Here is a 14648-nt window from a genome sequence, read left to right as displayed (position 1 = left end):
TGTACCGTTAAAAGAAATGGACAAAGATAAGATAGATAAAAAAGACCATATCCTGGACGTCGCCGAGCGCGTGTTTTCAGAGATGGGTTTTGACGGCGCTTCCACCCGCATGATCTCGGGCGAAGCCGGTGTGAACATGGCCATGCTCAATTATTATTTCGGTTCAAAAGAAGGCTTATTCCTTGCAGTTATTGAACGTAAGATCACCTATTTTCAAAACATACTGCAAATTTTAGGCAACGACGAAAGCATCAGCTCCTGGGGAAAAATAGAATCATATATCGAGATTTATGGCGACCGGGTAGTAAACAACAACTGTTTTCAGAAATTGCTTTATCAGGAATTGACCATGAACCGCCGCACAGAGCTTGCCGAAAAGATACGCAACATACTGATGAAAAGCGTATCCGAGTTGTTCCGAATAATGCAGGAAGGAATTGACAATGGAGAATTTCGTAAAGATACCGACATGCAAATGGTAGTGGCTACGCTTTATGGAACCAAAAACTTCATTATGAATACCCCGCTGATGTCATCAACCATGTTGGGTATTGATATACAGGACGAAAAAGTGTTGGAGGAACAATTTAAGCCCCGTATCAAAACATATTTAAAAAACCTTTTAAAAGCGTATTTAGTTAATGAAACCATCATGAGCTAAAGCTCACCAACTGAATGTATAAAACGGCTCATGATAGCTTCATTACCTTTAAAAACAAATTGCTCTAATGAAAATGACAACTCTAAATAAAAAACCCAAACACCTATCACTGTTTAATGCAGTGCATCCCTTCTGCCTGTATGCTATTACGTTTGTAATAACGGCTTCGCTATTTGTGGGAACCGCAAATGCGCAGGACAGAACCATTACCCTGGATGAGGCTATAAAACTTGGTCTGGATAACAGCAAGACTCTAAAGCTTTCGCAATCAAAAATTGACCAGGCTATTTCTGAATACAACCAGGCTAAAGACCAATCATTACCAACCGGTAAAATAAGCTATGGCTATACCCATGCCGAAATTCCGGCTAACAGGCTGGCTTTAGGTCCGGAAAGCTTTAGTTTACCCAACCGGGCTGATGCGTACCTGGGTATATTGACCTTAAATCAAACTATTTTTGAAGGTGGCAAGCTTAAGTACGCCCGTCAATCAACCGACCTGTTGACCCAGGTTGCCCGTTTGGATGTGGTGAATGATAAAGATCAGATCACTTATGACATTATCACCGCATACTACAGTTTGTACAAAGTATTACAAAGCAAAAAGGTAGTTGCTCAAAACTTAACCACCGTTGATGCACAAATCAAACAAGCACAACGTTTTTTTGACCAGGGGCTGGTAACTAAAAATGATGTGCTGCGTTTCCAATTACAAAGATCAAATATTGAGTTGAACGGCATCGATCTGGAAACCAATCGCCGCATTGTTAACTACAGCTTGAATGTATTGTTAGGATTACCCGAAGGAACCCAGCTTAACATTGCTCAGATCACTGAAGCCGACAGGCAGATTGCTCCATTAGGCAACTACCTGGATACAGCCATGACCAACAGGGCTGAACTACAGCAATTTGACCTGCGTACCAAAGTATCTGAAACAAACATTAAAAGTATCAGAGCTAATACTTTGCCTACATTGGCAGCATCAGTTGCAGGTTATTACGTAGATGCCAATATCAACCCTATCCCTAAAAGCGGCAACTATATTACACCGCTAACAGGTGGCTTAACCCTGTCATGGAACTTTAGCTCATTATGGAGTAACAAAAACAAGGTTACCGAAGCTAAGATAGAGCGCGAACAAACTGTTATTAATAAAAGTATTTCGGTTGACCGTATTAAAAACGAAGTGAACCAGGATTACCAAAACTATACTTCGGCTTTGGATAAGATCAAGCTTTTACAGGTAGCCATTGAGCAGGCCGGTGAAAACAATAAAATATTGGAATCGAAATATAAGAGCAATATATCATCAGCCACAGACCGTGCCGATGCCGAAACATTGCTTTATCAGGCCCAGATCAACCTGGAACTGGCTAAAGCCGATGCAGGTTTGGCTTACTATACCCTATTAAAATCAACTGGAAAAATTAACAAACAATAATACTAAACCAATCAATACTATATACAATGGCAAAGGAACACGAAACACAGGAACAAACACCAAAAAAGAAACCGAATAAAGTTATCCCTATCATATTAGGTGTATTACTTATTGGCGGTATCATTTTCGGTATCAAAGAATATATATATTTCGGTAAACACATTGATACCGATGACGCGCAGATCGATGGCGATATCAGCCCGGTTGTTGCCCGCGTTGGTGGTTATGTTGACTCTATCTATTTTGAAGAAAATACCCACGTAAACGCCAATCAGGTACTGGTTAAGATAGATGATCGCGACTATAAAGTTAAAGTGGAGCAGGCACAGGCTGCACAAGTAGGTGCAAGCGCCGGTATTAATGTAAATCAATCACAGATCTACGCTAACGAAGCCAACTCATCAAGCGCAAGGGCTCAGGTTGCATCAAATGTTGCCCGTTTAGATAAAGTTCAAAAGGATTACAACCGTTATGCCAACCTGGTAAAAGATGGTTCTGTAACCCAACAACAATTTGATCAGGCTAAATCTGATCTGGATGTAGCTAAAGCTAACTTACGTGCTTCACAAGATCAATTCAAAGCAGCCGAAGAGCAAATTGGCACTACACGCAGCCAATTAAAGGTTACCAATACAGGTGTAACTCAGAAACAAGTTGATATTGATTTTGCAAAATTGCAATTAACGTATACTACTATTAAAGCGCCTGCAGGTGGTTTGGTATCTAAAAAAAGTATCCAATTGGGTCAGTTAGTACAGGCCGGACAAACACTGTTCTCAATCATTAACGATAACAGCTTATACATTACTGCTAACTTTAAAGAAACACAGTTAAACGATATGAAAAGCGGTCAGAAAGTTGACATCGAAGTTGACGCTTACCCTGATCTGAAACTGGAAGGCGAAGTTTACAATTTTTCACCTGCTACAGGTGCCAAGTTCTCTTTACTGCCACCAGATAACGCAACCGGTAACTTTGTAAAAGTTGTACAACGGGTACCTGTTAAAATAAAATTAAAAGGAGATAAAGCAACCCTTGAAAGATTACGCCCGGGAATGAGCGTAAAAGTATCTGTAATTAAAGGATAACTCTATTTCGGAATTCGGATGTTCGATTTCGGATTTATTATTCCGTTAATTCTTTAATTCTGAAAACAGCTTAGCCCTCAATGGAGTTAATTCTGATTCAGACAAGTTTTAGGATTTAGAATTTAATACTTAGAGTTTAATATTAGGATTTAGAATTTAATACAATATGGCTGAAACAGGCTTTAAAAAATGGATCATCACTATCACGGTTATCATAGCTTCATTACTGGAGCTTATTGATACCACGATCGTGAACGTATCGCTGCCCGATATACAGGGTAACCTTGGTGCTACACTGGAGGATGTTGCCTGGGTAGTTACCGGTTATGCTGTAGCAAACGTAATTGTGCTCCCTATGTCAGGTTGGCTGGGAAGTCGTTTCGGGCGCAAAAATTACTTTATAACCTCCATAGTGGTATTTACCATAGCCTCGTTTTTATGTGGTAATGCTACCAATTTAAATGAGCTGGTCATGTTCAGGATCATACAAGGTATAGCCGGGGGCGGTTTAATATCAACCTCACAGGCTATATTGATCGAAACCTGGCCTCGTGAGCAAATAGGTACAGCTACCGCGTTGTTTGGTTTAGGCGCGGTGGTTGGACCTACTGTAGGACCTACCATTGGTGGTTATATTACCGACCACTCATCATGGCGCTGGATATTTTATGTAAATATTCCTGTAGGCGCACTGGCTGCATTTTTTGCTTACACCTTTGTGCGAGAAACACCTAAGGACCAGAAAGGAAAACCTGTAGATTGGTGGGGCATTCTCTTCCTGGCCATATCAGTTGGTAGCTTACAAACCATCCTGGAAAAGGGTGAAACTGAAGATTGGTTTGCTACAACTTATATAACAGTGCTTACCATCTCGGCTGCATTAGGCCTGATCTTGTTTATATGGCGCGAAATGAGTATCGACTACCCAATAGTGAACTTTGCCATATTAAGGCATCGAAGTTTTGCTGTGGGTATGTTCACCTCCTTTATACTCGGTTTCGGGTTATACGGGTCGGTGTTCGTATTCCCGGTATTTTGCCAGAATCTCCTGGGCTTTACGGCGCAGCAAACGGGCGAGATCCTGTTTCCGGGTGGGTTATGTACCATTATCATGATGCCATTTATAGGTAAAATGCTCAATAAGGGTATCCCTGCACAGTTTATGGCTACGGCTGGCATGTTCCTGTTCTTTGTGTTTACCACCATGCTCAGCAATTCAACGCTGGCGGTAGGTACCGGCAACTTTTTTATACCGTTGGTAATACGCGGTGTAGGTATGGCTTTATTATTCGTACCATTAACCACGCTGGCTATTGCCGATTTAAAGGGGCCCGAAGTTGGGCAGGGAACCGGCTTAAACAACATGATGCGCCAATTAGGCGGTTCATTTGGTATTGCCACCCTTACAACCATTATTCACGTTCGCCAGGGGGTACACCGTAATAATCTTTTAACAAATATTACATCAACCAATCCAGCCTTTGTTGATCGTTTTAATGCATATCTGCATGGCTTTATGGCAAAAGGTCACTCATTAATAGATGCTACCCAAATGGCTTACGCAGCTATTGAAGGTGCTGTTACGAGGCAGGTATTACTGTTAACCTATGATGATGCCTACTGGATATCTGGTTTGGTGATGTTGTTCTCGATACCGTTACTATATTTACAGCCATTTAAAAAGGCTGTTAAAATGCCGGTAGACGCACACTAATAAAAACGATAAAAGCCGTTCCTCTATTACCAGGAACGGCTTTCCCCAAAAAAAATTAACAATTAAAATTTAAGTACTGCCTCCCGTAAATACTTTGCTTTATGAAAAGATTTCGTAGATCCAGGGGGCGTTTAATCTTAGGTATAAATTTAGAAGTTTTTAATTAAGAAACGCAAATTAAATTAAGCATTTAAGCATAATTTATGAAAAAGACATGAAATTTATAAATCTCATGTCTTTTTTTTATGAAAATGCTATTCAATAATTTAAAAAATCAGCTTCCCGGCTGATGTTATTAGCGATGCGATACGTACCGCGTCAAAAATACGCTCTTCGGTAGTGGATAATTTTATCAATGAATCTTCATGAGCGTTCACACACATCTCGCAACCATTAACGGCTGATATAGCCAGGCTCATTAATTCAAAAAATTCCTTACCGGTTACCGGCTTCATCATTAGCTGCATGCGGATACGGGCCGGGATCTGGGTATATTTTTCTTTCTGTGTAAAATGCCTGAATCTGTAGAAAACGTTGTTCGAGGCCAGTAAAGAGGCGCAACCAACGGCTTCGGCTATTTCAGCGGCATCAGCACCCTGCTCCTGGGCATATTTGGTAAAAAATACGGTTAGTGGTGTGTTATTATTATTAACAGCGGTGCTTAAACCCAGCAAGGCACACTCTTTAGCGGTAAGGTGGGCAGATGTTAGGGTGCTTGTAAAATTCAGCTTCAGATCGCGCAGGTAACGTGATTCGCCTTTTTCAAGCAAGGTAAGTGCTTCTGTTCTGTAGTTTTTTTCTATTCCAATACTTTCCAGTAGTTCCTGGATCACTTCGGTACTTTCGTTCATGTTTTTGTGCTTAAAGCTAAAAGCCGAAGGCTTAAAGCGGGTTATTTTTAAAGCTTTTGGTTTTCAGCTGATATTCAGCCTAAAAAAAATCCCCGCACAAGTTTTCTGCACGGGGACATATAATATAGTAGGATTATTAAACAGTAAGGGTTTCTTGTCCTTTTTCCCAGTTGCAAGGGCAAAGCTCGTCTGTTTGTAAACCATCCAGTACACGTAAAACTTCTTTAACGTTACGGCCAACGCTTAAATCGTTAACTGATACCCAACGGATGATACCGGTAGGGTCAACAATGAAAGTAGCACGGTAGGCAATTTTTTCGGTTGGCTCTAATATACCCAGGTCTTCTGCTAATGATTTTGAAGTATCGGCAAGCATCGGGAATTTCAAATCGCGCAGATCATCATGATCGCGTCTCCAGGCAGCGTGCACAAATTCAGAATCTGTAGAAGCGCCAATTAAACGGGTTTCACGATCGCGGAATTCGCCAAAGTTTTTGTTGAATTCAGCAATTTCTGTTGGGCACACAAAAGTAAAATCTTTTGGCCACCAGAACATTACAGTCCAAACGTTATCGTCATTCACCAGGTACTCAGAAGTTAGTGTTTCAAACTCTTTACCTTTTTCAAGACTTACTACAGCGGTTTTAGAAAATTGAGGGAATTTTTGTCCTATCGTTAACATATTCGGTATTTTATTATTATTTATGCAACAAATATACATTTTTTAAGGAAGGCTATTAATTCTAAAAATCTATACCGTATCAATTTTATCTATACATAATCTATCGCACATAAGCCTTTTCTATCCACCTGACCCTCACCTGTTTTTAATGAATTTTTCTATTGAAAAAAATATTTTACCTTGGTTGTATGAAAACTAAACCTATAATTATAGTAGCAGCTGCCGTGGTGATTTTGGTGGGCGGCTTTTTATTTATTCGCAGTAAGTACTTAAGCAAACCAGAAAAGGGTGAGATAACCCAGTTTTTAAATGCCTTTAACGCGCAGGTACAGGCAGGCAATATTGATTCGGCGAGCCTTTATTTTGAAGCAGATCAAAAAAGTGGCCGGCTGGTAAAAACGCTATTAAAAGTACTCACTAATAAAACCAACACCGGCGGTAAAGAAAAACCCCTCTTTAAAGTAAGCTTAAATACCGAAGACGCTATTGTCACCTTTATAAACCCCGAACTGGCTACCGCCAATGTTACCGCAACCTTTAATCACCAGGCTCTGCCTGCCGGGAAAGCGGTATTGCTATTCACTATTCATAAAACTGGTAATCACCAGTACAAAATAAGCCAGGTAAATGCGACTGATTTTGTAAAGGGTTACGCTGCATTCCAAAACAGGGTGATCAATAAAACCATCCCCGAAAAAGATATTTACGCCCCCATTACCCTGGCGGCTTTTAAAACAGCAGAACAATTAAAAACCCGTTACGACAGTGTGCTTTGGTTTGACCACATCAATAACAAAACATTTTATTATGTGATCAAAGGCAAAGCCGACAAATTCTTTTATTCAACAGATGAGGAGAAAAAGGAGCATGTAGTAACAGAATACAAAATGGGCCTGGTAAATCCTGACCTTAAAGAGATCATCCCGGTTGAATATGACATGATACATAATGTAGGCGGCACCATTGAGGGACTGATAGAAGTTGAAAAAAATCATAAAAGAGGCTTTTATAACACTAACGGGAAACTGGTAGTACCCGCCGATTATAGCCAGGTATTCCCCCTCAAGAATGATGAGAACCTGGCGCTGCTTAAAAACGGCGACGATTACTTTTACTTAAAAGCAGATTCAACCATATCAGACAAGATCAGTGATTTTAAAATAGCGGATGTTTTACCAAAAATTAAAACTTACGGCGACTCTTACGTCTTAACTGATAAAAGTTCCAAAAACATTATGGAGTATAATTCCCGTGACTGGTATAACTCTCTTATTATACCTCCATCATATCTGACCGACTGGCAGCTGCTTCCCAAATTCATCCGCTTACAAAACCCCCTAAGACACCTGAGCGCAGACGAAATAGGCGATGGAGATGGAAGCAGTTCATTAGCCGTTAAATTTTCCGGCGACAAAAACGAAACTAACAGTAGTTGGTTCCAGGGAGTTTATTATTCTGTTGTGGATAACTACCTGGGTGGCAGGTCGGGTTTATACACCACCAAAAATGTATTGCTGGTTGATAAAAAGCAAAACCGCATACTGGGCTTTAATGCTGACAGTTATTTTGGTGATGGTGAAGGCGGAGGGGAACTATCCGGTTCATGTAATGAGAATTATTTAAGAGCCATTAATGATTCGCTGTTTGAATTTAAAACTACATCTCAGTTGGAGCAACCATTATTAAATGACAATCAATATGTAGACGAGGGGCCTTACTACCATTATCTGCAAGTTAAGGATGGGAAGCTCGTCGCCCTAAAAAGTGCCAGGGTATTCCCAACCCAATATATCAAACTAGATGACTCTTATCTGCAAGGATGTTATGAGATCAGCACTTATCAAAACAAAGAAACAACTACTGAAACAATTGATCATATAACCCCGGCCATCCTGCAGCTGATGAAAAATGAGATCTATGCATCGTACCAGTATAAGTTTAAAAACGAGCGCTGGAACGAGATATTTAGGGGCCGTTTTGACAGGTACGATAAAGGCAACCTGGCTAACGTTGATGATTCCCTGACCGTTATTGATAAATACAACATCAGTTTTATCAACAGCAAACTAAACGCGCAAAAGGGCAATACGTTAGCTGCCAAATGAGCATTACGGCACGTTTATTAAGGTATTTCGCATTCTTTTGGATCGCGATACTGAGCCTGGGCACTTTTGTTCAATATTTGAGCTTTAAGCAAAATACCGTTTTCCTGGGCTTTAAGCAGGCTGCCATTAAAACAGGTTGGTACATGCCGGCCTTTTACTGTCATATTTTTGGCAGCAGTATTATTTTGCTAGCCGGTTTTTTTCAGTTTTCCAAAAAGGTATATGGTAACCGCCCATTACATAAGGCACTGGGTAAACTGTATGTTTTCGGTGTCTTGTTTTTTGCAGCGCCGGGTGCTTATGTCATGACGCTGTTCATCAACCGGGGCAAGGGTGTGTTCGCCTCTTTTTTAATACAAAACACCTTGTGGGTAGCTTTTACCTTATCTGCTTTCCTGTTGGTGAGGAACGGTAAAATTGATGAACATGTTAAAATGATGCGCCGCAGTTATGCACTGGCCTTTGCTGCCGTAACGCTACGCTTTTATATATGGCTGTTTACCGTTTTAGGCAACGGCGTAAATTTTGAGAACAATTATCTCATCATCGCTTTTTTAAGCTGGGTGCCCAATTTGATATTGGTTGAGCTGATAAACTGGTATGCGAAAAGCCCCCTACCCCCCTAAAGGGGGAACAATAGTGCATATCGCTCCCCCTTCAGGGGGCCGGGGGGCTCTACAATATAAATTTAGTGCTCAGGAAATTGGAATCGCTGCCGTTCACAATTTCGTTGATAATTTGTTTATTGGTCTCGTTCAGTTTGGTAGCAACCAATGAGCGGATTGAGAATGCCCGCAGCGCGTCAAATACCGAAAGGGTGCCTTCGGCACTATCTTTACGGCCTGTAAACGGAAATACATCAGGTCCGCGCTGGCACTGGCAGTTGATATTCACCCGGCTTACCAGGTTCACAAAAGGATCAATCAATGAGGAGATCTCCTGGGCATCGTTACTGAAGATGCTCACCTGCATACCATGCGGCGAATCGATCTGGTATTCGATCGGTTCCTCTATCGACTCAAATGGGATCACCGGAATAACCGGACCGAACTGCTCTTCGCGATACAGCTTCATTTTTTCGTTTACCGGGTAAACTATAGCCGGGTAAAAGAATGAGGCCACGCTTTCGCCACCGTTTTCATTGATAATTTTTGCACCATGAGCTATAGCGTCATCCACCATTTCTGTTAATGATTCGGCCTTGTTTGGCTCGGGCATCGGGGTTAGTTTTACATCCTTATCCCATGGCAGGCCAAATTTCAGTTTGGATACTGCTTCACTTAATAATTTTAAAAACTCGTCCGCAATATCTTTATGTACAAATATCACTTTGATGGCTGTACAACGCTGCCCGTTAAACGAAAGTGCACCTAAAACGCATTCGCTCACGGCCAATTGCAGATCGACATTTTTGGTAACAATAGCCGCGTTCTTAGCATCCAGGCTTAACACCGCCCGTAAACGATTTATTTTAGGGTGACGCTTTTTCAAATCGTTAGCCACTTTACTGGAGCCGATAAAGGCCAGCACATTCACTTTGCCGGTTTGCATTAAGCCGGGGGTAACTACGGCGCCACGACCATAAACCGTATTCACTACACCTTTGGGGAACGATTCCTGGAAGGCCCTCAACAACGGGTAATGCAACAGCGTACCATGCTTTGGTGGTTTAAATAAAATGGTATTGCCCATAATAAGGGCAGGTATCAGCGTAGTAAAAGTTTCGTTAAGGGGATAGTTGAAGGGCCCCATGCACAGCACCACACCTAGTGGCGAGCGGCGGATCTGGGCGATTAACCCTTCGGCCATTTCAAAGCGGGATGATTTACGATCTAGCGCTTTTAAAGCATCAATAGTAGCGTTGATGTATTCGATGGTACGGTCGAACTCTTTTGCCGAGTCGCCGTATGATTTGCCTATCTCCCACATCAGGAGCTTTACTACCAGCGTGCGCTGCTCAATCATCTTATAAATGAACCGCTCCATACATTTAATGCGGCCATCAATACTCATGGTAGGCCATTCGCCGCGGCCATTGTCGTAGGCAGTAATAGCCGCTTCGAGCGCGTCATTAGCCTCTGTTTCGGTGCAAATAGGGTAAGTGCCTATCAGCTTACGTTTAAATCCATCCGGGCCGGGGAAACAAACAGGCGAATACACTTCGGTCACAGGCCCATTCCAGGGCTTCATCTCGCCATCACACAGGTATTCGCGCTGATGCACTTCTGTTATTTGGAATTCGGCCGGTATCTGGCTTTCCTCCACAAATATCGAACTGATCTGATCTTGAAAACTCATATATTATTTGGTGTTTGATTTTCATAAAGGTAAAAAAAGCCAGCTTTCATTAGCAAGCCTTTTTATTGATGATACACATTATTACCAATTTCATAATTTAAGCCTCAACAACGGTGTACCAATCTATCTTTTTATCAAAAGCGATGGACGTAAAAAGTTAATCCATCAGTAAAACCCGAAAAATCATTTTTTAACTGCCGCGAAACAACCTTTACAGAATCATGATATCGTTCAACCTCCAGATAATGAAACATGGGTTTATAGCTAACTGAAATGTCAGGAGTCACCGCCTTAGAGAGCAGTGGCTGGTGAGGGCCTCCTCCACCGCCAATGACCAGAAAATCTTTACCCTGTTGGTTAAACCGTTCAAAATTATGGGAGTGCCCAGAGAGAAAAAGTATCCCCTTTTTTGAATTTACGAAAGCCGGAACAAATTTTTGACGTACCGCTATCGATGGTGCAACTACTTTACTATTGGTATAAGGAGAATGATGACAACTAACAATCACCCATTTTACCGCTTTATCCTCATCTAAATGATGCATGGTATCGTTGTACCAATTATCCTGCTTTTTGATCAGGAAATCGGGCATTTTACTAAAATTGGAATTCAGTAAAACCACCGCTACCGAATCAACTACCTCTACGTAACCGGCAGGATCATGCATGGGGAACCTCGACTGAAATTGCGCGGCTCCTTTGCGTGCGTTGAACATGAGCTCATGGTTCCCCAACAAGGCGTAAACGAGTATGTGATGCTGCTTACACTCCTCGAGATAAGTGTCTATCTTTTGCCATTTGCTGTTTTGGTAACCTAATGATACCACATCGCCTAGTATAAACAGGCTTGAAGGATGGCTATTGATAATGTCCTGAAAGATGAGTGCTGTTGCTTTGGTATTGTGGTGCAATTTGCGGATGACATGTTCCACCAACAGGGGCGCCTGTGTATCACTGACAAAAGCTATAACAGGCTTTTTATCCTGGGCCCGAACTGGGACCACAACCCCCATCCATAAAATATATACGCAGAAGCTACGCCATTTAATCATGCTACTTAGCTGTATTTTAACAGGATACCTTTTGTGAAGATACCATATTAAATACAATTACTTAGCCTAATGGCAAGCCCGGCTATGCCGGGCCTTTAAGCCGATTCTTTATACAATACCATACCGGCATGGTAAAATACATTACCTTCAAAATCACCGTCGGCAGTAAAGCCTGTGTCATCCAAATATTCGATATGTTTACCCCTGATGCTGTAAAAACCGGTATAGGCCATCTTTCTATTACCCCGGCCCTCAACATAGCGGCCGTTTGGTAATAACTCATGGCGTATGTAACCATCACTTGTTACCCAAACGCCTATATGTTGATCCTTTTCCATATTTATGCTATTGCTGTGGAGGTTGTTAATTCTTTCCAGGTTTCTAATTCCTGTTGAACCGAAGCTATTTTATTGTTTGCGCCATTGTAGGCATCTTCACCCAGGAACAAATTGACTGGCGGGTTTTCGGCCTGTACAATGGCTATCATAGCTGCTGCCGCTTTATCCGGATCTCCGGCCTGTTGCTGATCCATGCTGTTTTGATGGAAATCCTGCGTATTCCGTACATTTTGATAGGCATCTATCTGATGTTTCGGCACTACCAATGAGCCTTCTGACAGGAAATTGGTACGGAAATAACCCGGCTGTACAATGGTTACTTTGATGCCGAACGGTCTTACTTCTTCGGCTAATGATTCCGACAGACCATTCACCGCGAACTTGGTAGCGCAATAGATACCGAAACCCGGAAAACTGCCTCTAAAGCCACCGATAGATGATATATTTAAAATATGACCCGATTGCTGCGCGCGCAGGTAAGGCAATGCTTTACGGATCACGTTTAAGGAACCGAACACGTTTACATCAAAATTATCACGTGCCTCCTGGTCGGTTAATTCTTCCAGACCACCAACCAAACCGTAACCGGCATTATTAACCACTACATCAATTTTACCAAAAGTGCTTATGGTTAACTGAATGGCTTCCTGTACGCTTTCTTCATTTTTGATATTTACGGCCAGTGGCAAAAACTGGTCACTATGAGTTCCTACTGCCTTATTCAGGTCGCTCAGGTTTCTGGAAGTAGCGGCTACCCGGTAGCCTTCGTTTAATAATCTTTTTACCAAGGCAAGTCCCAGGCCTTTGGAGGCACCAGTTACAAACCAAACTTTTTTATTGCTCATTTTCTTGTTTTCTAAATGTTTTAATAGGGAGGTATAGAGTTGGGACGAGGCTTTTAATTAACCTTCAAATCGTGTTCAAGATCAGTTGAACAGGTAAGTTCTTCCCATTCGTGGATCTCTTTGTACAGCGAATCCAATTTGGTTAAAGCCCGGTTGTAAGCGTCGCCACCTAACAGCAAATGCAGTGGTGGATTTTTCAAAGCGGCAACTTTAATGATAGATGCGGCAGCTTTTTCTGGGTCACCCGCCTGCTCGCCATCCATTTTCAGGTATTTGGCATGAGTTTCCCTTATATCCACATAATCAGCTATCGGATTTTCGGTCATGCTTAGTGAATCAGGATTCAGGAAACTAGTCCTGAACGCGCCCGGCGCAACCACTGTAACTTTAATACCCAAGGCTTTTACATCGGCAGCCAATACTTCCGACAGACCGATTACCGCGTATTTGGCAGCGCCATAAATAGCCCAACCAGTTCCCGGGGCAATTCCGGCTATAGATGATATGTTAATGATATGACCCGAGTGTTGCTTGCGCAAATAAGGCATTACAAACCTGATTACGTTAAGGGTGGCAAATACATTTACATCAAATGCCTGACGGCTTTCTTTATCAGTCAACTCCTCAATAGCGCCGCCCATGCCATAACCGGCATTGTTGATCACTACGTCTATCCTGCCAAAAGTTTCATAGGCATGCTGCAGGGCCAATGATACACTGGCTTCGTTCACCAGATCAACCTGTAGTGGTAAAAAATTATTATTGTTTGGGGCGTTAACTGCTTTTATTAACTCCTCTTGATTTCTGGAAGTGGCGGCAACAAGCTGACCAGCATCCAATAATTGTTTTACTAAACTGAGTCCAAATCCTTTGGAAGCACCAGTAATAAACCATACTTTTTTGTTGTTGTCCATTTTTGTTCTAATTGATAGAACAAAGGTAGGTTACCCAACAGGCCTCTGCCTTACGCTAATCAAACCAATGGTTACAAAATTCAAACAATTTTGACTTTGACCTTGTGTTTTGTTTTTGTTGTGGGGAAGGATATATAGCGTGATTATAACAAATATAACGAATTGCGTTCACGAAAACAAATGGATTACAGCAATTCGAAACCATATATCGCAGGCGACTCACCCCGCCTGCACTTCGAAGCAAGAGGGTAAAAAAAATTGTCATGCTGAACGGAGTGAAGCATCTGTTAGGCGACCAGTATGGCGAAGAAGATTCTTCGCTATCGCTACCCATGACAGAATGAATCATGCAGGGGCTAAAGTCATGTTTAGTTCCAGGGCAAGTTTCTGTAACCGTTTCTTTTTCTGTTGATTGACGATTAACTCATACGCAGCTAAGCCTTTCTCAACAAATTCGGTTCCTTTAACGATTAGTCGCCAATATTGGGCTGCCAGTTTTCTGGCTGTAGCTTTAATGGCTATTGCCGGGCCTTTTCGGCCTCTCAATCGTCTGGCGAATGCACCCCAGCCAATGTGTTTACTGTTCAATAAACCGTGAGCCATTTGTTTAAAGATTTGTCCAACTATTGGCCTGCCCTTACTTTTACTTTTTTTGG

13 protein-coding genes and 1 pseudogene are annotated in these 14648 nt (G+C 41.9%); 6 read left to right on the top strand and 8 right to left on the bottom strand.

From position 1 onward, the window contains the following. Positions 1-16 precede the first annotated feature (16 nt). The 4 genes from BW976_RS26800 to BW976_RS26785 all read left to right on the top strand — a co-directional run bounded on the left by BW976_RS26800 (position 17) and on the right by BW976_RS26785 (position 4907). Positions 17-661, top strand: a complete 645-nt coding sequence (locus tag BW976_RS26800; protein WP_076378402.1) for a TetR/AcrR family transcriptional regulator — start codon at positions 17-19, stop codon at positions 659-661. Between the two features lie 73 nt (positions 662-734). Then, entirely contained in the window at positions 735-2105 is a 1371-nt protein-coding gene (locus tag BW976_RS26795) for a TolC family protein (RefSeq protein WP_084192369.1), read from the top strand. Between the two features lie 26 nt (positions 2106-2131). Then, positions 2132-3193 carry an HlyD family secretion protein gene (locus tag BW976_RS26790; RefSeq protein ID WP_076378400.1) on the top strand — a complete coding sequence of 354 codons (1062 nt, stop codon included), beginning with the start codon at positions 2132-2134 and terminating at the stop codon, positions 3191-3193. 166 nt (positions 3194-3359) lie between these two features. After that, on the top strand, positions 3360-4907 hold the full coding sequence (locus BW976_RS26785; protein WP_076378398.1) for a DHA2 family efflux MFS transporter permease subunit: 1548 nt from the start codon (positions 3360-3362) through the stop codon (positions 4905-4907). A 266-nt stretch (positions 4908-5173) separates the two neighbouring features. Here the strand turns inward: BW976_RS26785 and BW976_RS26780 are convergent, their stop codons facing one another. Next, positions 5174-5758, bottom strand: coding sequence for a carboxymuconolactone decarboxylase family protein (locus BW976_RS26780; RefSeq protein WP_076378396.1), 585 nt, complete (start codon positions 5756-5758; stop codon positions 5174-5176). A 136-nt stretch (positions 5759-5894) separates the two neighbouring features. Then, positions 5895-6440, bottom strand: coding sequence for a peroxiredoxin (locus tag BW976_RS26775; RefSeq protein WP_221276100.1), 546 nt, complete (start codon positions 6438-6440; stop codon positions 5895-5897). Positions 6441-6628: 188 nt separating this feature from the next. On the opposite strand from BW976_RS26775, the gene BW976_RS26770 reads away from it, so the two are divergent. Together BW976_RS26770 and BW976_RS26765 are read left to right on the top strand one after the other, a co-directional pair. Then, complete coding sequence (locus BW976_RS26770) at positions 6629-8545, top strand: WG repeat-containing protein (protein ID WP_076378392.1); 1917 nt, start codon at positions 6629-6631, stop codon at positions 8543-8545. After that, positions 8542-9171: a DUF2306 domain-containing protein gene (locus BW976_RS26765; RefSeq protein ID WP_076378390.1), complete on the top strand. Its 630-nt coding sequence runs from the start codon at positions 8542-8544 to the stop codon at positions 9169-9171. Before BW976_RS26770 ends, BW976_RS26765 begins: the two co-directional genes overlap by 4 nt. Positions 9172-9220: 49 nt before the next feature. Here the strand turns inward: BW976_RS26765 and BW976_RS26760 are convergent, their stop codons facing one another. From BW976_RS26760 to BW976_RS26735, 6 genes and pseudogenes are all read right to left on the bottom strand, one after another. Then, positions 9221-10843 carry an NADP-dependent glyceraldehyde-3-phosphate dehydrogenase gene (locus BW976_RS26760; RefSeq protein WP_076378388.1) on the bottom strand — a complete coding sequence of 541 codons (1623 nt, stop codon included), beginning with the start codon at positions 10841-10843 and terminating at the stop codon, positions 9221-9223. A gap of 134 nt (positions 10844-10977) precedes the next feature. Further along, positions 10978-11895, bottom strand: coding sequence for a metallophosphoesterase family protein (locus BW976_RS26755; protein ID WP_217696300.1), 918 nt, complete (start codon positions 11893-11895; stop codon positions 10978-10980). 95 nt (positions 11896-11990) lie between these two features. Continuing rightward, complete coding sequence (locus tag BW976_RS26750; RefSeq protein ID WP_076378384.1) at positions 11991-12233, bottom strand: Atu4866 domain-containing protein; 243 nt, start codon at positions 12231-12233, stop codon at positions 11991-11993. A gap of 2 nt (positions 12234-12235) precedes the next feature. Further along, entirely contained in the window at positions 12236-13078 is an 843-nt protein-coding gene (locus BW976_RS26745) for an oxidoreductase (protein ID WP_076378382.1), read from the bottom strand. A gap of 53 nt (positions 13079-13131) precedes the next feature. Beyond that, on the bottom strand, positions 13132-13992 hold the full coding sequence (locus tag BW976_RS26740; RefSeq protein ID WP_076378380.1) for an SDR family NAD(P)-dependent oxidoreductase: 861 nt from the start codon (positions 13990-13992) through the stop codon (positions 13132-13134). Positions 13993-14337: 345 nt separating this feature from the next. Next, positions 14338-14648 (bottom strand): annotated as a pseudogene (locus tag BW976_RS26735) (hypothetical protein); the annotation flags it as partial.

This window comes from Mucilaginibacter lappiensis, from assembly GCF_900155965.1.
Lineage (GTDB): Bacteria > Bacteroidota > Bacteroidia > Sphingobacteriales > Sphingobacteriaceae > Mucilaginibacter > Mucilaginibacter lappiensis.
The sequence above is the reverse complement of the archived record's forward strand: the minus strand, read 5'-3'. Positions and strand labels throughout refer to the sequence as shown.

Excerpts from the sequence above, each read along its gene's own strand:
- BW976_RS26745 (WP_076378382.1), bottom strand. The coding sequence starts at position 13,078 with ATGAGCAATAAAAAAGTTTGGTTTGTAACTGGTGCCTCCAAAGGCCTG.
- BW976_RS26800 (WP_076378402.1), top strand. The coding sequence starts at position 17 with ATGGACAAAGATAAGATAGATAAAAAAGACCATATCCTGGACGTCGCC.
- BW976_RS26750 (WP_076378384.1), bottom strand. The coding sequence starts at position 12,233 with ATGGAAAAGGATCAACATATAGGCGTTTGGGTAACAAGTGATGGTTAC.
- BW976_RS26780 (WP_076378396.1), bottom strand. The coding sequence starts at position 5,758 with ATGAACGAAAGTACCGAAGTGATCCAGGAACTACTGGAAAGTATTGGA.
- BW976_RS26795 (WP_084192369.1), top strand. The coding sequence starts at position 735 with ATGACAACTCTAAATAAAAAACCCAAACACCTATCACTGTTTAATGCA.
- BW976_RS26765 (WP_076378390.1), top strand. The coding sequence starts at position 8,542 with ATGAGCATTACGGCACGTTTATTAAGGTATTTCGCATTCTTTTGGATC.
- BW976_RS26770 (WP_076378392.1), top strand. The coding sequence starts at position 6,629 with ATGAAAACTAAACCTATAATTATAGTAGCAGCTGCCGTGGTGATTTTG.
- BW976_RS26755 (WP_217696300.1), bottom strand. The coding sequence starts at position 11,895 with ATGATTAAATGGCGTAGCTTCTGCGTATATATTTTATGGATGGGGGTT.
- BW976_RS26785 (WP_076378398.1), top strand. The coding sequence starts at position 3,360 with ATGGCTGAAACAGGCTTTAAAAAATGGATCATCACTATCACGGTTATC.
- BW976_RS26775 (WP_221276100.1), bottom strand. The coding sequence starts at position 6,440 with ATGTTAACGATAGGACAAAAATTCCCTCAATTTTCTAAAACCGCTGTA.
- BW976_RS26740 (WP_076378380.1), bottom strand. The coding sequence starts at position 13,992 with ATGGACAACAACAAAAAAGTATGGTTTATTACTGGTGCTTCCAAAGGA.
- BW976_RS26790 (WP_076378400.1), top strand. The coding sequence starts at position 2,132 with ATGGCAAAGGAACACGAAACACAGGAACAAACACCAAAAAAGAAACCG.
- BW976_RS26760 (WP_076378388.1), bottom strand. The coding sequence starts at position 10,843 with ATGAGTTTTCAAGATCAGATCAGTTCGATATTTGTGGAGGAAAGCCAG.